The following is an 18,953-nucleotide window of genomic DNA, read 5'->3' on the forward strand; positions in this document are numbered from 1 at the left end:
GGGCCCCGCAATCGCTTAGAATGCCCGCCTGCAATACCCGTCGATTTCCGGAGCCTTACATGATCGCAGCCCCTACAACCACGCTTTGCATCTACCACGGAAACTGTGCCGACGGCTTCGGCGCAGCCTGGGTAGTGCGCAAGGCGCTCGGGCCCGATGTCGAATTCCATGCCGCCGGACACGGCCAGCCGCCACCCGATGTCACCGGCAGGCATGTGTTCATCGTCGACTTCGCCTACGATTACCAGACGCTCATGGCGATGGCGGCCCAAGCCCTTTCGATCCTCGTGCTCGATCACCACAAGACCGCCCAGGCCGACCTGCTCCAGGTGCCGCCGGCCGCAGCCTTTGGTGAACAGGCAGAAGGCGGCAACGTGCACGCCCTGTTCGACATGAGCCGCTCGGGTGCCGGCCTGGCCTGGGACTACTTCTTCGCCGGCCAGCCGCGCCCTGCCCTGATCGATCACATCGAGGACCGCGACCTGTGGCGGTTCAACCTGCCGGGCACGCGCGAAGTGCTGTCCAATCTGTTCAGTTATCCGCAGGAGTTTGCCGTGTGGGATGCGCTGCTGGCTGCGCCCGTCGAGACGCTGTTGGCGGACGGCATTGCGATCGAACGGCAGCGACAGAAAACCGTGGCCGATCTGCTGCGCGCCACCGCGCGGCGAATGTCGATCGGCGGTCACGACGTGCCGGTGGCCAACATACCCTCATTATTCGCCAGCGATGCCGGCAACATCATGACCCAGGGCGAGCCGTTTGCCGCGTGCTACTCGGATGGCCCCAAGGGTCGCTCGTTTTCGTTGCGCAGCACCGATGAAGGCATGGACGTGTCGGAAGTCGCCAAACAGTTCGGCGGTGGCGGTCATCGCAATGCGTCGGGCTTCCGCGTACCGTACGGCCACGAATTGACGCGCTGAGCACAGGTGGAATGACCACCGACCACCCCTATTTTGCTGGAGAGCGTCACATGCCGCAGGAACGACTGGATCTACTGAAACTGCCCAAGGACGTACGAGGCTCGGTCAATGGCCTGGTCCGCGCGTTGAATGCCGCCAGCACCAAAGCGGATGTAGAGCGCGAAGGCGCGCTTGAAATTGCCCTGATCCTGGGACTCGAACAGTCGCGCAAACTCAAGCCGGCCGATATCGAGGCGCTGTACATGATTTTCGACGACGCCAAGGAGGCACGCCTGCAGGCGTTGCATAAGTGACCGTTCAGGTTGCCGTTCAAGCCGCCGCGCTGCCTTCGAAAGGAGCCTGCCGCAGGCAGTTGCGCCCGGCGTTCTTGGCGGCGTACAGGGCCTTGTCGGCAGCACCTATCAGGTTGTGCGCCGTGACGTAGGGCGCGATGCCCATCGCTATTCCCACACTGATGGTCACGCGTGCCCCGGCGCCCAGAGCGGGATGGGCAAGCCCCAGGTCCGCGACCGCCGTGCACAGGTCCTGCCCCAACTGCCTGGCCTGCTGGCTATCGGCCCCCACCAGCAACACCAGCATCTCCTCGCCACCGAAACGGAACGGCATGGCATTGGATTGCCGGGACAACTCCTTGATGGTTGCACTGACCTGCTTGAGACAGCTGTCCCCTTGCAGGTGGCCATAGCTGTCGTTGTAGAGCTTGAAGTGATCGATGTCGATGAGGATCGCCGTCACGCAGGTCGCTTCGGTCCCTGCTGCCTGCCACAGCTGGGCGGTGACATCGCCCTGGTGCCGACGGTTGAACAGTTGAGTCAGTGGGTCGGTGCGGGCCATTTCGGTCAGTTGCACTTCCAGCAGGCGCCCGCGCAAGGCAAACAGATAGCTGAGTCGGCTCGCACGCTCGAGGAAATACGAAGCCATCAGCAACAGCACCACCGTTGAGCCGTACAAGAAGGCATTGGCGCGCCACGTCACCGGGTCCATGAATCCCGCGATGTGAGTGGTCAGCAACTGGATGCCGAGCATGCTGGCCATGGCAGCCACCGCGAAGCGAAACGGTAACTGTTGAATCATCGTGCAATACACCATCAGCAACAGCATGCCTAACTGATAGTGCAGGCGATAGGGACTGTCGCTGTAGATCATCACCACCAGCGGCATCAACGAGGACAATACCGTGGCCAGCGCCGACACCGTCTCCAGCGCTCGACGTGAGGTGAGACGTTGGGCCAGCAGCAGGATGGCAATGATCATTGGGGTGATCAGCAGCAGGCGCCCTACAGCCACATAGGCGAACACATCTTCGAGGGCCAACCAGTCGCTGATCAGGAACAGGTTGTAGATCACTGCACCGCAGATACCGGTGGACGTCAGGAACTGCAGGCGCTGGCGTTGGGTATCGGCCTCGTAGCGACGCTCCAGTTCACGGTCGAACGTCAGACCACCCACGCCGCTTGCGATGGCCTGCTCGACCAGTGCCATGGTGTGCGGTTCGGGGGAATGAGCCGGTTGAGCTTGAACGGCTTGCATGGGGCACCGGAAAAATATGATTCAGAATTTTACTAGACTACCCCATGATATCTTAGTGCCATTATTGTGGGGCATTAGTTTGGCGCCAATGGAGTGAACGGTCGTCGGGCTGCACCAGCGGTCGGGCGCGTATTGTCTTCCACTGCGTCCGCTGTTCTGGTCAGGGATCAGTTTTCCTGGATCTGCCGGCGAAGAGCCGAAGATTCAAATCGCAGGTTTCAAACTGCGGGTCATCAGATGATAATGCGAGACTTTATCATCTGATGCTCCACGAGATCCTGCATGCACCTTTCGCACACCGGCCCAGGCTTGGAAAGACTCTATCAGGATCACCATTCCTGGCTCCGGGCGTGGTTGTATGGCCGATTGCGCAATACCGCCGACGCCGCCGATCTGGCGCAGGATACCTTCGTGCGCTTGCTGCAGCGTCGTAGCGTGCAAACCATGGAGCAGCCGCGTGCCTACCTGCGAACGGTGGCCCGGGGTCTGGTCATCGACCTGTGGCGGCGTCGGGATATCGAAAGGGCCTGGCTGGAAACGCTGGCGGAACTGCCCTGCGAACAGGCCCCCTCTCCTGAAACGGGACTTCTGGTGATCGAGGCGCTGGTGGCCATCGACTGCCTGCTGGACAGCCTGCGCCCCATCGTGCGCCGGGCTTTCCTGCTCGCCCAGCTCGAAGGATTGAAGTGTCCCGCCATCGCCAGGGAGCTTGGGGTATCCGTGCCAAGCGTGGAGCGTTACCTCGCCCAGGCACTGCGCGCTTGCTACACCGCAACCTTCGCGCAGGAAACGCAGTGAGCACGCCATGTACCCTGGTGTCGCCGCAGATACTCGACGCGGCCATCGACTGGTCGCTCAAGATCAGCTTCAACACAGCCGACGCGGCAACCTGCGACGCCTTCCAGCACTGGCTGGCGGCCGATGCCCGGCATGCCCTGGCCTGGCAACGCCTGCAAGGCCTGAATGAGCCCTTTGCGCGGCTGCCCGCCAGTGCCGCGATGAGCGCCCTGAACCGACTCCCCACCGGACGCCTGCAGCGGCGGCAACTGCTCAAGCTGCTGGTGCTGGGTTCAGGCACCGCCGCGATTGGCTGTGGCACCCAACGGTACGCGCCCTGGCAACGCCTGCTCGCCGACTACAGCACCCGCACGGGGGAATTCCGTCGCTGGACACTTCCCAGTGGCACCTTGCTCGAACTCAACACCGACAGCGCGGTGAAAGCCGACCTCGAAGGCGTGCAACGCGTCACCCTGTTGCGCGGCGAGCTGGGTGTGACAACAGCCGGCAGTGGTCTGCCCCTGCAGCTGACAACGCCGCACTGCCGGGTGGATGCGCTTCATGCACGCTTCGAAGCCAGGCTGTTCGGGGACCGCACGTGCCTGACAATCGCCGAGGGCACCGTCAAGCTGGAGGCGAGTGCCGGGCACGCAGCGCTCGAGATGCACGCAGGAGAGCAGTGGCTCGTCAGTCACTCAGCGCTGCGGCGCACACCCGGGCCTGCCCCCGACCACGGTGCCTGGCGCAACGGCATGCTGATCGTTCGAAACCTGCCATTGGCTCAGGTGCTCGGCGAGCTGTCACGCTACCGGGCCGGTTACCTGAACTGGGAACAACGCATTGCCGCGCTGCCGGTCAGCGGTAACTTCAGTACCTTGCACCCCGATCAGTCGGTGGCGCTGATCGCCCGCGCCCATGGCCTGCACGTACGAACGATTACTCGCTATTGGTCCCACGTCGGCTCGGCTGCGTGAAAAACCGTGGTGCAGTGATGGGATTTCGAGTCTGGGACGGCATAGCTCAGTGAATGCCTCACTCAATCCGTTCGAGATCCTCAAAGTGACCCAGCGCCCCTCGCCTCGCCTCCACCCTCACCTGTTAGGTCGAACCGTCTTCCCTGCCGTGATCTGCTGGAGCCTTGCCGGTATCGCCGCCTCTGCGGTGCAGGCAGCCGACCTGCAACAGATCGATATCCAGCCGGGCAGCCTGGACAGCGCCCTGACCGAGCTCAGCCGCAGCACCGGTGTGACCATCGTGTTCGATCCGCAACTGCTGGACAGCAAGCGCAGCCCAGGATTGCACGGTCGATTCAGTACCGACCAGGCCTTGGATGAGCTGCTGGGCGCCAGCGGAATCGGCGCCGTGAAACAGGGCGATGGTTTCGTCCTGATTGCCCTGACGACCGCCGGTGTCGGGCTCGACCTGGCGCCCACCCAGATCACCGGCAACCAACTGGGCAATATCACCGAAGGCACCGGCTCCTACACACCCGGCCTGATCGCCACGGCCACCCGGCTGGTACTGAGCCCCAGGCAGACACCGCAGTCGGTCACCGTCGTCACCCGTCAGCACATGGATGACTTCGCGCTGGACAATGTCGACGACGTGATGCGGCACACCCCAGGCATTACCGTCTCGGCCTATGACAGTGATCGCTCCAACTACTACGCTCGCGGTTTCTCGATCAACAACTTTCAGTACGATGGCATTCCATCTGCGGTACGCAATGTCGGCTATTCGGCCGGTAACTCGCTCAGCGACATGGCGGTCTACGACCGCATCGAAGTGCTCAAGGGGTCACCCGGCCTGCTTGTGGGTGCAGGCTCGCTGGGTGCCACGATCAACCTGATCCGCAAGAAGCCCACCACCGATTTCCAGGGGCATCTGAGCCTGGGCGCAGGCTCATGGGACAACTACCGCAGCGAAGTCGACGTCAGCGGATCGCTGACGTCGACCGGCAACGTACGCGGGCGTGCCGTGGCGGCCTATCAGGACAAGAATTCCTTCATGGACCGCTACGGCAGCCAGGCCGAGGTGTACTACGGCATTCTGGAGTTCGATCTTTCCCCGGACACGTTGCTGACCATGGGCGGCGACTACCAGAACAATGATCCGCGCGGCTCGACCTGGTCTGGCAGTTTTCCTTTGCTCAACGCCGCCGGCGAGCGCAACGACGTCAAGCGCTCCTTCAGCAACGCAGGCGACTGGAGCAGCTGGAAGCAATACACGCGCACGGTATTCGCGACGCTGGAGCACCAGTTCGGTGATGGTTGGGTAACCAAGTTGCAACTGGACCACAAGATCAACGGCTATGACGCACAACTGGGCTCGATCCAGGGCGATACCCCAGCCGTCGACGGCACGGCCCGGCTCAATGGCCAGCGCTACCGTGGCGAAACCAGCAGCGATTCAGCCGATGCCTATGTCAGCGGTCCTTTCCAGCTCCTGGGCCGCGAACACGAGGTGGTACTCGGCGGTTCGATCAGCAAGGCGCATTGGGATGGCAAGGGCTTCTGGGACGTGACCTATCCCAACGGCAACCAGCTCGACTTCTTCAACTGGCACGGCAACGTCGACAAACCGGCCTGGGGTACCGCGCAGCAGATCAGCGACGATGTCGTTCGGCAGACCGGCGTCTACCTGACCACGCGCTTGAACGCGACCGACGATCTGCATTTCATTCTCGGCGGGCGCCTGGTCAACTACACCGTGACAGGCAATACCGACACCTATCGCGAAAGCGGCCGGCTGATCCCCTATGCCGGCACGGTCTACGACCTGAACGAGCAGTTGTCGGTGTATGCCAGCTACACCGACATCTTCATTGCACAGGATTCCTACAACCTGGATCGAAACCGCAAGTTGCTCGAGCCCGATGAAGGCGAGAACTACGAAGTGGGCATCAAGGGCGAGTTTTTCGAAGGCCGGCTGAATGCCAGCCTGGCCTACTTTCAAGTCAAGGAAAGCAATCGGTCAGTGCCCGATGACGACTACAACGACCTCACCCCAACGCCTTCCAACTACGCGTTCAAGGGTACCGATGCGCAAACCAAGGGCTTTGAACTCGAAGTCTCCGGGGAGCTGGCGCAAGGTTGGCAGATGCAGGCCGGTTTTACCCATAAAGTGGTACGCGACGACAGCGGCGTGAAAATCTCGACGTTCGAGCCGGAAAACCAGTTCACCTTGTTCACTACCTACAATCTGCCCGGTACGCTCGACCAGTGGACAGTGGGCGGCGGTGGACGCTGGCAGAGCAAGGCGTGGCAAGAGATCTGGAATTCGCCGCGCGATACCTACGAAACCTTCGCCCAGAAGCAATACTGGGTGGTGGACCTCATGGCCAAGTACCAGATCACCCCGACGTTATCGACCACGGTCAACCTCAACAACCTGTTCGACAAGTACTACTACACCAACATCGGCTTCTATAACTCGGCCGTCTATGGCGAGCCCAGGAACGTGATGATCACCACCCGATGGGACTTCTGACGACAGCCCACGCCGTTCTGACTGCACGGGCTGTCCGATGAACTGTCAGGCAGCTCGACGCCTACGCATGGCGCCTGTGATCAGCATGACGATGCCGGGCACGAGCAGCCCGATTGCTGTCCATCCGAACGCTTCCTGACCCGATGCGCCAAGCGCGGCAAAGACGCAACCGACTGCAAGCAAAGGGACAGCGGCGATGTAGAAAGGCTTGTTGGCATTCTTGCCCATAACGGATCCTCCTGATTTCTTTCCATTGAAGCACATAGCTTTGCCAGCTTGAAGCGAGGGCGCATCCTGCGCGCCGCAACAAGTCACACAGCGCTGAGCGTGCCCACGCTCAGAAGCCCGATGACGCCCAGGCCAAGCGCGATGCGGTAGTACACAAATGGCATGTAGCTCTTGGTCGAAACCAATTTCAGGAAGACCACGATCACCCCGTAGCCGACGACGAACGCAATGATCGTTGCCAGCAATGTTGGGCCGCCGGAGAAAGTGCTGGATTCACCCCAGTTGCGGTACAGCTGGTAGAAGCCCGATGCGATCACCGCCGGCACCGCCAGCAGGAATGAATAACGCGCTGCAGCCTCACGCGTGTAGCCCATTATCAGCCCGGCGGTGATGGTGCCGCCTGAGCGTGATACGCCCGGAATCAGGGCCAGCGCCTGAGCAAAGCCGAAAACCAGGCCATGGGTCCAGGTCAGTTGATCGAGCTTGCGCTCCTTGCGCCCCATTTTATCCGCTGCGGCCAAGATCAGCGCGAACACGATGAGCATGGTTGCCGTGAGGTAAAGATTGCGCAGGCTTCCTTCGATATAGTCCTTGAACAGCAGTCCAAGGATCGAGATCGGCAAGGTGCCGATGATGATCAGCCAGCCCATTCTGGCGTCCGGATGGCTGCGGTAAGAGGCGTCAGCCAGCGACTTGATCCAAGCCATGGCAATGCGCAGGATATCCTTGCGAAAGTACAGCAGCACTGCTGCTTCGGTACCCAGCTGGGTAATGGCAGTGAACGCAGCGCCTGGGTCACCGCCAGAGGGTAACAATGGCCCGATGATGCGCAAGTGCGCGCTGGAGGATACCGGCAAGAATTCGGTCAGTCCCTGGACCAACCCCAGAATAATGGCTTCCAGCCAGATACTTAATTCACTCACGCCTCAGCAGCTCCCAATTAGTTTTATCAGTCGGGCTGCCGTAAATGGCAACACACAGGATACGTCGGGAGTAACTGACCGCTGGATCGGATAAAGATTCTTGAGCGCCAGCAATGATTTGAATTCGATGCTTGAGGCTATGTCTCAGCCGCGCGAAATCGCCAAGAAGATCTACCGACGAGTCAACGCAATCGTGGAGCTGTCGAAGAATGGTCCTTGAACACATCCCCAGAAGTTCTGGAACACATGCCTTTTCGACCGCCCAAAGAAAAACCCCGCAGACGTTAATCTGCGGGGTTCTCGATGATGGAGGCCGAGGTCGGAATCGAACCGGCGTAGGCGGATTTGCAATCCGCAGCATAACCACTTTGCTACTCGGCCCCAAACGTGAAGCAAGAAACTGCTGCACGCAAACAAACTGGAGCGGGAAACGAGACTCGAACTCGCGACCCCGACCTTGGCAAGGTCGTGCTCTACCAACTGAGCTATTCCCGCATCGTGTTGACGGGCGCCATTCTATCTAATCGGCGACACCCGTCAAGCCCTTGATTCAAAAATAGTTTTATTTCTTCTCGGCCGTGATGCGCAAGTGCGGCCAGGCGGCGCGCAGGTATTGCAGCATGGACCACAAGGTCAGTGCGGCAGCGACCAGCAAAAGGGCGTAGCCCAGGATGACCCAGAAGGTGGCCGCCTTGGGGTTGGCCAGCAGGATGACCAAAGCCAGCATCTGCGCGGCGGTCTTCCATTTGCCCATGTTGGACACTGCGACCTGGGCACGTGCGCCGATCTCGGCCATCCATTCGCGCAGCGCGGAGACGACGATTTCGCGACCGATGATGATCGCCGCCGGCAGGGTCAGCCAGAAGTTGGCATGTTCCTGCACCAGCAGCACCAGGGCCACCGCCACCATGAGCTTGTCGGCCACCGGATCGAGGAACGCACCGAATGGTGTGCTCTGCTCCCAACGGCGGGCCAGGTAGCCGTCCAGCCAGTCGGTTGCCGCCGCTATAGCGAACACGGTGCTGGCTGCCATGTAGCTCCAATGGTAGGGCAGATAGAACAGCAATATGAAGAACGGTATCAGCAGGACGCGCAGTACGGTAAGCAAGTTAGGGATATTCATCGGCACAACTGGCTGCAAGGTGAGATGGCATTCTACTCGCTGTGCAGGTTTGCATAAATCGACTCTGCCAGCTTTTTACTGATTCCCGGTGCCTTGGCGATTTCCTCGACGCTGGCGCGGGCGATTTCCTGCAGCCCGCCGAAATGCTTGAGCAACTCGCGGCGACGCTTGGGGCCCACGCCTGCAACCCCTTCCAGGGTCGAGGTGCGACGTGTCTTGCCACGTCGCGCGCGGTGACCGGTAATCGCAAAACGGTGGGCTTCGTCACGAATCTGCTGGATCAGGTGCAGCGCCGGCGAGTCGCCCTTGAGGGTGAATTCGTGGGCGACGTCGTTCAGATACAGCGTTTCGAAGCCGGCCTTGCGGGTCGTGCCCTTGGCCACGCCGAGCAGGATGAGGTCGGGAATGGCCAGTTCGTTCAGCACTTCACGGGCCATGTTCAACTGGCCCTTGCCGCCGTCCACCAGCAGCACGTCGGGCAGCTTGCCCTCGCCTGCCTTGATCTTGCTGAAGCGGCGCATCAGGGCCTGGTGCATGGCCGCATAGTCATCGCCTGCGGTGACGCCTTCGATGTTGTAGCGGCGGTAATCCGACTTGATCGGCCCTTCGGGCCCGAACACCACGCACGACGCCACGGTGGCTTCGCCGCTGGAGTGACTGATGTCGTAGCATTCCAGCCGCTGCGGTGGCTCGTCCAGGTTCAGCACCTCGGCCAGCGCGTCGAACCGCGCGGCCACGTGCTGGCGATTGGCGAGCCGTGCACCCAGCGCCTGCTCGGCGTTGGTCACGGCCAGCTGCTGCCAGCGTGCGCGGGTGCCGCGCACGCGATGGCTGAGGCTCAATTCACGGCCACGCAAAGTATCGAGGGCATCGAGCAACGCTTCGTGGTCTTCGGGAATGACGTTGACGATCAACTCGCTCGGCAAGTCGCGCTCGGAGCTGCCCAGGTAGTATTGCGAGAGAAACGCCGACATGACTTCGGCGACTTCTTCTTCGATACCCACCTGCGGGAAGAAATTCTTGCTGCCCAGCACCCGGCCGCTGCGCACGGTGATCAGGTGTACGCACGCGCCGCCCGGGTTGACGAAGGCAGCGATGACGTCGACGTCGCCGCTGCCGCCTTCCATGCTCTGCTGGTCCTGGACGCGCCGCAGCAGGCCGATCTGGTCGCGCAGTTGCGCGGCCTCTTCGAACTGCAGGTCCATCGCCGCCTTCTCCATGCTGGCAGAAAGCTCGTTGGTCAACTGGTTGCTGCGCCCTTCCAGGAACATCACCGAATGGCGCACGTCCTCGGCATATTCAGGCGCCTCCACGAGCCTCACGCACGGCGCCTTGCAGCGCTTGATCTGGTGTTGCAGGCACGGGCGCGTGCGGTTTCTGAAGTAGCTGTCCTCGCACTGGCGAACGAAGAAGGTCTTCTGCAACAGGCTCAAGCTCTCGCGAATGGCGCCTGCGCTCGGATAGGGACCAAAGTAGCGACCCTTGGCCTTCTTGGCGCCGCGATGGATGCTCAGTCGCGGAAACTCGCCGTCGGAAAGAAACACGTACGGATAGGATTTGTCATCGCGCAGCAGGATGTTATAGGGCGGCCGCCACTCCTTGATCAGGGTCTGCTCGAGCAGCAACGCCTCGGTTTCGTTGGCCGTGATGGTGGTTTCGATCTGCTGGATCTTGCCCACCAGGGCAGCGGTCTTGGGCGCCTGGCCGGTTTTTCGAAAATAGCTCGCCAGGCGTTTCTTGAGGTTCTTGGCCTTGCCCACGTAAAGCAGGCGCATGGCGTCGTCGAACATCCGGTACACGCCCGGACGTCCGCTGCAGGTGGCAAGAAAGGCACTGGGATCGAATGCAGCAGTCATGGTCAAAGGTTGGTGTCTACCATGCCATGCCGCACCGCCAGCAGGGTCAATTCCACATCGCTGGTCACGGAGAGCTTCTCGAAGATCCGGTAGCGGTAGGTGTTGACCGTTTTTGGAGACAGGCACAGCTTGTCTGAGATGATCTGGACTTTCTGGCAGCCGACGATCATCAGGGCAATCTGGATTTCCCGTTCGGACAGCAGATCGAACGGCGAATTACTGGTCTGCGGCTGGAACGACTTGAGGGCCAATTGCTGGGCAATCTGCGGACTGATGTAACGCTGGCCGGCGAACACCAGGCGAATCGCCTGGACCATTTCGGCCAGCCCTGCCCCCTTGGTCAGGTAACCGGCGGCACCGGCTTGCAGCAGGCGCGTCGGAAATGGGTCTTCCTCGCAGACAGTGACGGCCACCACCTTTATGTCGGGATGGCTGCGCAGCAATTTGCGAGTCGCCTCGAGACCACCGATACCGGGCATCTTGACGTCCATCAGCACCACGTCCGGCTTGAGATCGCGAGCATACTGCAACGCCCCCTCGCCCGACTCTGCCTGTCCCACGACCTGCAGGTCGTCGATATCGGCCAGCATGCGGGTAATACCGGTACGGACCAGGTCGTGATCGTCGACTACTAGAACCCGAATCAAACGGACACCTCGTAATAGTGGTCTCGGGGAATGCTGCCACATTACCAAACATTGCCGCCTCGGACCTAGCTCAAAGCGTCATGAATATGGCGTGGGGCGTCGGTGCGGAAGATCAGTCCGGGGTATTTCTCGCCCGTGTTTTTTTCTGGACCGTACTGCGCGTTGAATAGTTCGCCGCCATCTCGGCCAGGCTGCTGGCCAGATTGCTCAAGACGGCTTGGCCGGAAGTAGGAAGCGTCCGATATGTCTCTAGGACTTTTTCTTCTCGGCCGCTGAGAGCCTGCTCGGCCAATGGCGTCCGGCGGCCCAGCACGACGTAGAGAACGTCGACGCCTATCGTCGAAACGGCAGCCAAGTAATCGGCCCGTGGTGATCTTTCGCCGTTTTCGTATTTGCCCTGCGCATTGGGTTCGACACCACCCACCTGGCCAAACTCTCGTTGCGTGAGCTCCAAACGCTCGCGCTCTTCCCTTAGTCGGGGACCGATTCCAGTCATTTGAATGTATAATCCTTTATCGAAACACCCGAAACGGTGCGAAATAAAACTACTTTGAACCCTCTAAAACGGACTTGAACTATGCATGGTATACGGACTGCCGCACAAGCCAGAGCCTGGCTCGATCAGCAAGGGAAATCGGTACAAGAGTTTGCGCGCGAGCACGGCGTGGACCCTGCCACCACCTATCAGGTGTTGGCAGGACGCAAGAAGGGGCGGCGTGGCGAGGCGCACCGGGTCGCCGTATTGCTGGGCATGAAACTGGGCACCATCAGCGCAGCACTGGAGAACGTCCAGCGCTGACCGCACATGGTCAACGGGCGGGGCTGGGCAGCACGTACTCCATGCGCAGGAAGCTGTCCTGCTCCCCCACCACCTCGAAACCGTGGCGGCCATAGAGCCGCTGCGCGGGGTTGTCCTTGAACACCATCAGACGCACCCGCGGCAAGCGTTCGCAGCGCGCTTGCCGCACCACCTGCTCGAGCACCCAATGGCCTACGCCCTGGCCACGATGCACCGGCAGCAGATGCACCTCGCGGATGAACAGTGCATGGGCATCCCTGGACAGACTGATGTAGCCCAGCGGCACGGCGTCGCGACAGATCAATCGGTTGTCGCGCCAATGCCAGGCCTGGTCGAAACCCTCGTCCAGCCACAGCAGATCGTGACGGCCGTAGTAAGGCAGCATCGCTCGCCGAGTGAGGTCTCGGGCGAAACGCAGATCCTGATCGACAGCCGGCCGCAGGTACAAAGTCATTGCATCCTCCCCACGTCAAGAATGAGCTTGAATCCTTCGCCATGGCTGAAGTAAGCTCCAGCCATCCACCGGAGACTATCAATGTCGCACAACACCTTCAGCCCTGCATCCTTGCCTGCGACCTGCGCAGCGATGACGGCTGTCCGTGCACCGGCAAACGTTTATTTTGGGTATTGGTTTAGCCACTGGCGCGCCTGATACCCAATATCGGCGCCCATTTCACAGGGGTCGCCGACAGAGAATTCTCAACCCCCAGTCGGCCTCCCGACTGGGGGTTTTTGCTTTTCAGGGCTTCATGTTTTTTTCGGCACTTTCGCCACGAAATCGAGGAACGCTTCATGAACAACTTTACCTATTACCGTTTCGACATCCGCAACCTCTGGCGATTTAGCAACCTCCGTTCGGGCCAGCCTGCCGCCTCCGACCGGTCGTTGATGGGTGGCATGACCCGCAGTCCAGACTCTCCGGCACTTTGTCGAACACCTTGACAGGGCAGCGTATGCGGGCAATCCCCCCGCCGCTGTCCAGGACCCAGACCATGAACAACAGCCTGACCACTCTGCACCACACCCCTGCTGTCCAGACTCGCACAGCCGCAGCCTCATCCGCGGCAAAAGACGCCGCCAACACGCCGGCAACTCACCGTCTGCCTACGCATTTCGCGCTCAAGCAGCAGCTGCCCCTCGCCGATCACCTGGGCACTCAGGTCCAAGCCCATCGCCAAGCCATCCGCGCCATTCTCGAAGGCCGTGACCCACGCCTGCTGGTCGTAGTGGGCCCCTGCTCCCTGCACGATCCGAAGTCCGCGCTGGAGTACGCACGCAACCTGAGCCAGTTGGCGCAGGAGTTAGAGGGCGAGATGCTGCTGGTGATGCGCGCCTACGTGGAGAAACCACGCACTACCGTGGGCTGGAAAGGCCTGGCATACGATCCTTACCTGGACGGCACCGACGACATGGCGGGCGGCCTGACCCTGTGCCGCGACCTGATGCGGGAAATGCTGCGCCTGGGCCTGCCACTGGCGAGCGAAGTATTGCAACCCATGGCCTCAGGGTACTTCGACGACCTGTTGAGCTGGGTGGCGATCGGTGCACGCACCACGGAATCGCAGATCCACCGCGAACTGGCCAGCGGCCTGGGGATCCCGGTCGGCTTCAAGAATGGTACCGATGGCGGCGTTGCCGTCGCGTGTGATGCCATGCGCAGTGCGGCCCATGCCCATCGCCATTTCGGCATCGATCCGCAAGGGCACCCGGCCATGATCGACACCACTGGCAATCCCGACACTCACCTGGTGTTGCGCGGGGGGCACCGGGGGCCCAACCATGACCGGCAGAGCATTGCCCAGGTGCACAACGATCTGGCCAAAGCGGGTGTGAAGGCGCGCATCATGGTCGACTGCAGCCATGCCAACAGTGGCAAGGACCCATTGCGCCAGCCAGCGGTGTTCGACGACGTGCTGCAGCAGCGCCTGGACGGTGACCGGTCATTGGTGGCGGTCATGCTGGAAAGCCATCTGCAGGAAGGCAGCCAGCCGATCAGCGGGCACATGCGCTACGGCGTGTCGGTCACCGACGGTTGCCTGGGCTGGGCCGCCACCGAGCGACTGCTGCGCCAAGGTGCCGAGCGCCTGCGCGGCGCTGCCGAGGTTTGATTCCCCCACGCGCCCGTGCGCCGATCCGGATCCGGGTCGGCGCAGGCAACCAATTGGACAGGGTCGAGTCCAATCTGCACGTTCTGAACATCGGAGATCATCATGAAACTCATCCCGTGCGCCGGTCTGGTGCTGTGTCTGGCACTGCTGCAAGGCTGCTTCGACAGCGCCGACAAGAGCACCACCAAAAGCAACAACGACGGCACTCCTTCCTCGGTACAGATGCAGAAGCCCGATCAGTCCAAGGATAAATAAGCCCCGGCGCCTGCCCCCGCAGGCGCTTTCATGAAATGATGGCGGCTTTCCCGCTCGCATCTCCTGCGCACAAGGACTGTCGCCAGTATGCCGCTGACACTTGCCGCCTCCAAACGCAAATTTTCACGCCTGCTGTTGCCCTGGCTGGCGGCCGCAATACCACTGGCCAGTGGTGCGGTCATGCTGAACTGGGAAGCCGGTCGTTCGCTGCATCTGGCAGCGGCGCGCACCAGCCAGTTGGCGGTCGAGCAATTCGAACTCATCCTCGATAACGTCGCGGCAGCGGCGGATGCCGTTCTGCCCCTGTCCGGACAACCCTGCGCGCAGGTACAACCGGCGCTGCTGGACCAGGTGACCCGGCGGCCCTTCGTGCGCTCGGTGAATCTTATCCAGGGCGACACTCTTTACTGCAGCTCCCTGTCGGGCGCAGTGAGCGAAAACGTGAATCCGCTCGATTACGTCGATGGGCAGCTGTGGCTGCTGCCCGGCAATTCGGTGACGCCCGACCGCGGCTTGTTGATCTACCGCGCCGCCCGTGGCGAGGCCAGCGCGCTCAGCACCGTCGACGGTTACCACCTGGCCAATGCCTTGCGCATGATGGGCTCGACCCATTCGATCACCCTGCACGTCGGGCGCAGCTGGATCGAAGCCAGCGGCGAGGTCCATCAGGGCGCGCCGCTGCCTGCCACTGGCGCGCAAACACGGCTGCAGTCCGCACGCTACCCGTTCAGCGTGATCAGTGGTATCCCGCAAGAGGCGCGCTGGACGCTGATACGCGAACAATACGCCGGCATGTTCGGCCTGCTGCTGCTCATCTCGGCGGTGGTCGGCCTGCTCTGCCGATGGGTGATGAGTCGTTCCGGCTCGCGCTATCAGGAGCTGCAGCGTGCATTGGACGCCGAGGAGTTCGTGCCCTTCTTCCAGCCGGTGGTGTTCAGCGAGGACGGCCGCTGGGCGGGCGCCGAAGTGCTCATGCGCTGGCAACATCCTCGCGAAGGCCTGGTCCGCCCCGACCTGTTCATTCCCTACGCCGAGGACTGCGGGCTGATCGTACCGATGACCCGGTTGCTGATGAAGCGCACCGCACAGCAACTGGGGAGCTGCCTGGATCAGCTGCCGCACGGCTTTCATGTCGGCATCAATATCACCGCCCAGCATTGCCTGGATTCAGCGTTGTTCGATGACTGCAAGGCGTTCCTCGACGCGTTTCCGAAAGACCGGATCGCCTTGACCCTGGAATTGACCGAACGCGAGCTGATCCAGCCCTGCGCGCAGATTCACGCGCTGTTCGAACGGCTGCGCGGGTTGGGCGTGAGCATCGCCATCGACGACTTCGGCACCGGGCAGTCCAGCCTGAGCTACCTGCAGCAGTTCCAGGTCGACTTCCTCAAGATCGACCAGAGCTTCGTGGCCATGATCGGCGTCAATACGCTTTCGCGGCATGTGCTGGACAGCATCATCGAGCTGTCGGCCAAACTCGAACTGCAAGTGGTTGCCGAAGGCGTGGAAACCGACGAACAACGCGCTTACCTCGCCGCACGCCACGTGAAATATCTGCAGGGTTATCTGTTTGCCAAGCCAATGCCGCTGGCGGATTTCGCGCACGCCTTGCGCCGTCTCTGAAAGCAGTGGTTGTAGCTTGTCCGCCTGGCTGAGATCATTGTCGGCTCAGTCAGGTTTTTCGCGCTTCGAGGCTCCCGTGTCCAAAGGCATCATCACGTCCGTCACAGCGTCCATTCTGTTCGCCGTGATGTATTTCTATACTTCGCTGCTGGCCCCTCTGAGCGGCGAAGAGATGTTTGGCTGGCGCATGCTGCTGACCTTGCCATGCGTGACCCTGTTCATGTGGTTCAGTGCCGATCTGCATCTGGTCGCCAGGGTGTGGCGCAACATTGCCCAGCGCCCGGTGCTGCTGCTCGGCTCGATGGGCACCTCGGCGCTGATGGGTGTGCAGCTGTGGCTGTTCCTTTGGGCGCCGCTGCACGGGCGCAGCCTGGAAGTGTCGATGGGCTATTTCCTGCTGCCGCTGACCATGGTCCTGACCGGACGGCTGGTGTACGGCGAACAGCTCTCGCACCTGCAGAAGCTGGCGGTGCTCTGCGCCGGCTGCGGTGTAGGCCACGAGCTGTTCCAGCACGGCAGCTTCGCCTGGGAAACGTTGCTCGTGGCTGCCGGCTATCCGGTGTATTTCGTATTGCGTCGCGCGTGCGGCAATGATCACCTGGGCGGTTTGTGGACGGACATGTGCCTGATGCTGCCGGCCGCGCTGCTGTTCATCGTGCAAGGCCAGCTGTCGCCGGCAGACATGGAGGCGCGACCGCTGCTGTACGCACTGATACCGATTCTTGGCGTCATCAGTGCATCGGCATTGATCTGCTACGTAATGGCCAGCCGCCTGCTGCCGTTCAGCCTGTTCGGGTTGCTCAGTTACGTCGAGCCGGAGCTGTTGGTGGGTGTGGCCTTGTTGCTGGGCGAGAGCATCGCGCCAGACCAGTGGCTGACCTACTTGCCGATCTGGCTGGCGGTGCTGGTGCTGATGTTCGAGGGCGCCAAGCATCTGGCGCGCTCGCGTCGCGCAGTGTGATTGCGCGCGGTTTCGCTACACCTGCAGGGCTTGCTTGCGCAGGAGGACTTGCTTAACCCGGCGCTCCTCCACCGTCAGCACGGTCAGGCTCCACTGTTCCCATTGCAGCGTGTCGCCTTGCTTGGGCAAACGATCGAGCAGGCTCATGACCATGCCCGCCAGGGTCTGATAGTCATTGGTGGGCGCCGCATCGAAGCCGATGCGCGTCTGCAGCTGCTTGAGGTCCAACGCTGCACTCACGCGATAGCCCTCTTCCTGCTCGACGATATCGGGGGCCTGCACTTCGCTGGCGTCGGGCAGCTCGCCGGCAATCGACTCGAGAATGTCGGTCATGGTCAGAATGCCGATGAAGCCACCGAACTCGTTGACCACGAAGGCAATGTGCGTGGACTGCGCACGCATCTGCTCCAGGGCGTTGAGAATGCTGAAGGTTTCGAGCAGGTTGATCGGCTGGCGCGCCAGGCTGGCCAGGTCCGGTGCGTCGCCCGCCAGCAGTTGCTTGAGCAACTCCTTCTTGTGCACGAAACCCAGAGGCTCGTCCACCTGGCCTTGTGCAATCAATGGCAGGCGTGAGTAGGACGACTGCATCAAGGTCTGCTCGGTGACTTCGCGCGACGCACCCAAGTCCAGGCAATCGACCTGGGCACGCACGGTCATGATGCTGCGGATGGGTTTTTCAGCCAGGTTCAACACCCCGCTAATCATCACCCGCTCACGTCGATCGAACAGCGCTTCGCTCTGCTCCTGGCCCACCAGGTCTTCGATTTCCTCGTCCATGGCTTCGCTGGCCGGACGCCGGCCACCCAGCAGGCGCAGCACGGCGTGGGCGGTACGCTCGCGCATTGGCCGGTCCTGATGCTTGTGCTTGCGCCGTGCCCGAGCGATCTGGTTGAACACCTCGATGAGAATCGAGAAACCGATCGCGGCGTACAGATAACCCTTGGGGATGTGGAAGCCCAGGCCTTCGGCGGTCAGGGCGAAGCCGATCATCATCAGGAAGCCCAGGCACAGCATGATCACGGTCGGGTGGCTGTTGACGAAGCGCGTCAACGGCTTGCTGGCGATGATCATCAGGCCGATGGAGAAGATCACCGCGATCATCATGATCGACAATTCGTCCACCATGCCCACGGCGGTGATCACCGCATCCAGGGAGAACACAGCGTCCAGCACGACGATCTGCGCGACGATTGGCCAGAACAGGGCGTAGGTCTTGACGCCAGCCCGCTGCGCGACATGGCCTTCGAGCCTTTCATGCAACTCCATGGTCGCCTTGAACAGCAGGAAGATACCGCCGAACAGCATGATCAGGTCGCGCCCGGAGAACGATTTGCCGAACACCTCGAACAGCGGCTCGGTCAGCGTCACCATCCAGGAAATGCTGGCCAGCAGGCCCAGGCGCATGATCAACGCCAGCGACAGGCCGATCACCCGCGCGCGGTCACGCTGATGCGGGGGCAGCTTGTCGGCGAGAATCGCGATGAATACCAGGTTGTCGATGCCCAGTACCAGTTCCAGGACGATCAGGGTCGCCAGGCCTAGCCAGGCCGTGGGGTCGGCTAGCCATTCCATGGAAGGGTACTCATCAGGCAGAAGGAGGATGTTGCATGAAGCGCGGGACTGGGAGGTTCCGTGACGGGATTCATAGAGGTCTTGAGTAGTTTCGGAGTCTGATCCTACCGCCCGGCGTACTGATTCCTACAGCGGGAAAGTA

General features: G+C 61.4%; 20 protein-coding genes and 2 tRNA genes. 11 read left to right on the plus strand and 11 right to left on the minus strand.

The window, feature by feature from the left end:
• Nucleotides 1-59: 59 nt before the first annotated feature.
• A complete protein-coding gene (locus IFT44_RS03990; protein WP_122477435.1) occupies nucleotides 60-920 on the plus strand; it encodes a DHH family phosphoesterase in 861 nt (286 codons plus the stop codon).
• A gap of 50 nt (nucleotides 921-970) precedes the next feature.
• Nucleotides 971-1,213 carry a hypothetical protein gene (locus tag IFT44_RS03995; protein WP_192175447.1) on the plus strand — a complete coding sequence of 81 codons (243 nt, stop codon included), beginning with the start codon at nucleotides 971-973 and terminating at the stop codon, nucleotides 1,211-1,213.
• Nucleotides 1,214-1,229: 16 nt separating this feature from the next.
• Here IFT44_RS03995 and IFT44_RS04000 read toward each other — a convergent pair whose 3' ends face one another.
• On the minus strand, nucleotides 1,230-2,450 hold the full coding sequence (locus IFT44_RS04000; protein ID WP_122477432.1) for a GGDEF domain-containing protein: 1,221 nt from the start codon (nucleotides 2,448-2,450) through the stop codon (nucleotides 1,230-1,232).
• A gap of 282 nt (nucleotides 2,451-2,732) precedes the next feature.
• Here IFT44_RS04000 and IFT44_RS04005 point away from each other — a divergent pair, with 282 nt between their 5' ends.
• From IFT44_RS04005 to IFT44_RS04015, 3 genes are all read left to right on the plus strand, one after another.
• Nucleotides 2,733-3,248, plus strand: a complete 516-nt coding sequence (locus IFT44_RS04005; protein WP_185793121.1) for a sigma-70 family RNA polymerase sigma factor — start codon at nucleotides 2,733-2,735, stop codon at nucleotides 3,246-3,248.
• Nucleotides 3,245-4,201, plus strand: a complete 957-nt coding sequence (locus IFT44_RS04010) for a FecR domain-containing protein (protein WP_192175448.1) — start codon at nucleotides 3,245-3,247, stop codon at nucleotides 4,199-4,201. The genes IFT44_RS04005 and IFT44_RS04010 overlap by 4 nt, the downstream gene beginning before the upstream one ends.
• Nucleotides 4,202-4,286: 85 nt before the next feature.
• Nucleotides 4,287-6,716, plus strand: a complete 2,430-nt coding sequence (locus tag IFT44_RS04015; RefSeq protein WP_446730939.1) for a TonB-dependent siderophore receptor — start codon at nucleotides 4,287-4,289, stop codon at nucleotides 6,714-6,716.
• Between the two features lie 45 nt (nucleotides 6,717-6,761).
• Here the strand turns inward: IFT44_RS04015 and IFT44_RS04020 are convergent, their stop codons facing one another.
• The 8 genes from IFT44_RS04020 to IFT44_RS04055 form a co-directional block, all read right to left on the minus strand.
• Nucleotides 6,762-6,944, minus strand: coding sequence for a hypothetical protein (locus IFT44_RS04020; protein ID WP_122477426.1), 183 nt, complete (start codon nucleotides 6,942-6,944; stop codon nucleotides 6,762-6,764).
• 83 nt (nucleotides 6,945-7,027) lie between these two features.
• Nucleotides 7,028-7,867, minus strand: a complete 840-nt coding sequence (locus IFT44_RS04025) for an undecaprenyl-diphosphate phosphatase (protein WP_342214254.1) — start codon at nucleotides 7,865-7,867, stop codon at nucleotides 7,028-7,030.
• A gap of 307 nt (nucleotides 7,868-8,174) precedes the next feature.
• Nucleotides 8,175-8,248: transfer RNA gene (locus IFT44_RS04030), tRNA-Cys, on the minus strand.
• A gap of 38 nt (nucleotides 8,249-8,286) precedes the next feature.
• A tRNA-Gly gene (locus tag IFT44_RS04035) sits at nucleotides 8,287-8,362 on the minus strand.
• Nucleotides 8,363-8,429: 67 nt separating this feature from the next.
• Nucleotides 8,430-8,990 carry a CDP-diacylglycerol--glycerol-3-phosphate 3-phosphatidyltransferase gene (pgsA, locus tag IFT44_RS04040; RefSeq protein WP_122477422.1) on the minus strand — a complete coding sequence of 187 codons (561 nt, stop codon included), beginning with the start codon at nucleotides 8,988-8,990 and terminating at the stop codon, nucleotides 8,430-8,432.
• 32 nt (nucleotides 8,991-9,022) lie between these two features.
• Entirely contained in the window at nucleotides 9,023-10,846 is a 1,824-nt protein-coding gene (uvrC, locus tag IFT44_RS04045) for an excinuclease ABC subunit UvrC (protein WP_122477420.1), read from the minus strand.
• A 2-nt stretch (nucleotides 10,847-10,848) separates the two neighbouring features.
• Nucleotides 10,849-11,493 (minus strand): response regulator transcription factor GacA, encoded by a 645-nt coding sequence (gacA, locus tag IFT44_RS04050; protein ID WP_122477418.1) that lies wholly within the window; start codon nucleotides 11,491-11,493, stop codon nucleotides 10,849-10,851.
• A 112-nt stretch (nucleotides 11,494-11,605) separates the two neighbouring features.
• Nucleotides 11,606-11,989, minus strand: a complete 384-nt coding sequence (locus tag IFT44_RS04055) for a helix-turn-helix domain-containing protein (RefSeq protein ID WP_192055541.1) — start codon at nucleotides 11,987-11,989, stop codon at nucleotides 11,606-11,608.
• 81 nt (nucleotides 11,990-12,070) lie between these two features.
• Here IFT44_RS04055 and IFT44_RS04060 point away from each other — a divergent pair, with 81 nt between their 5' ends.
• Nucleotides 12,071-12,292, plus strand: coding sequence for a DNA-binding protein (locus IFT44_RS04060; RefSeq protein ID WP_192175450.1), 222 nt, complete (start codon nucleotides 12,071-12,073; stop codon nucleotides 12,290-12,292).
• Between the two features lie 10 nt (nucleotides 12,293-12,302).
• On the opposite strand, the gene IFT44_RS04065 is transcribed toward IFT44_RS04060, so the two are convergent.
• On the minus strand, nucleotides 12,303-12,746 hold the full coding sequence (locus tag IFT44_RS04065) for a GNAT family N-acetyltransferase (RefSeq protein ID WP_185793062.1): 444 nt from the start codon (nucleotides 12,744-12,746) through the stop codon (nucleotides 12,303-12,305).
• 338 nt (nucleotides 12,747-13,084) lie between these two features.
• Between IFT44_RS04065 and IFT44_RS04070 the strand changes: the two genes are divergently transcribed.
• The 5 genes from IFT44_RS04070 (at nucleotide 13,085) to rarD (ending at nucleotide 17,239) form a co-directional block, all read left to right on the plus strand.
• Nucleotides 13,085-13,234: a hypothetical protein gene (locus IFT44_RS04070; RefSeq protein ID WP_185793061.1), complete on the plus strand. Its 150-nt coding sequence runs from the start codon at nucleotides 13,085-13,087 to the stop codon at nucleotides 13,232-13,234.
• A 50-nt stretch (nucleotides 13,235-13,284) separates the two neighbouring features.
• Nucleotides 13,285-14,400 carry a 3-deoxy-7-phosphoheptulonate synthase gene (locus tag IFT44_RS04075; RefSeq protein ID WP_192175451.1) on the plus strand — a complete coding sequence of 372 codons (1,116 nt, stop codon included), beginning with the start codon at nucleotides 13,285-13,287 and terminating at the stop codon, nucleotides 14,398-14,400.
• A 102-nt stretch (nucleotides 14,401-14,502) separates the two neighbouring features.
• Complete coding sequence (locus IFT44_RS04080) at nucleotides 14,503-14,655, plus strand: hypothetical protein (RefSeq protein WP_192175452.1); 153 nt, start codon at nucleotides 14,503-14,505, stop codon at nucleotides 14,653-14,655.
• Nucleotides 14,656-14,742: 87 nt separating this feature from the next.
• Nucleotides 14,743-16,278: an EAL domain-containing protein gene (locus IFT44_RS04085; protein WP_192175453.1), complete on the plus strand. Its 1,536-nt coding sequence runs from the start codon at nucleotides 14,743-14,745 to the stop codon at nucleotides 16,276-16,278.
• Nucleotides 16,279-16,354: 76 nt separating this feature from the next.
• The gene (gene rarD, locus IFT44_RS04090; protein ID WP_192175454.1) at nucleotides 16,355-17,239 is read left to right on the plus strand and encodes an EamA family transporter RarD; all 885 of its coding nucleotides are present in this window, start codon (nucleotides 16,355-16,357) and stop codon (nucleotides 17,237-17,239) included.
• Between the two features lie 15 nt (nucleotides 17,240-17,254).
• Here the strand turns inward: rarD and IFT44_RS04095 are convergent, their stop codons facing one another.
• On the minus strand, nucleotides 17,255-18,811 hold the full coding sequence (locus IFT44_RS04095) for a TerC family protein (protein ID WP_185793058.1): 1,557 nt from the start codon (nucleotides 18,809-18,811) through the stop codon (nucleotides 17,255-17,257).
• Nucleotides 18,812-18,953 lie beyond the last annotated feature (142 nt).

The sequence above is a fragment of the Pseudomonas sp. CFBP 13710 genome (assembly GCF_014842235.1).
Taxonomy (GTDB): Bacteria; Pseudomonadota; Gammaproteobacteria; order Pseudomonadales; family Pseudomonadaceae; genus Aquipseudomonas; species Aquipseudomonas baltica.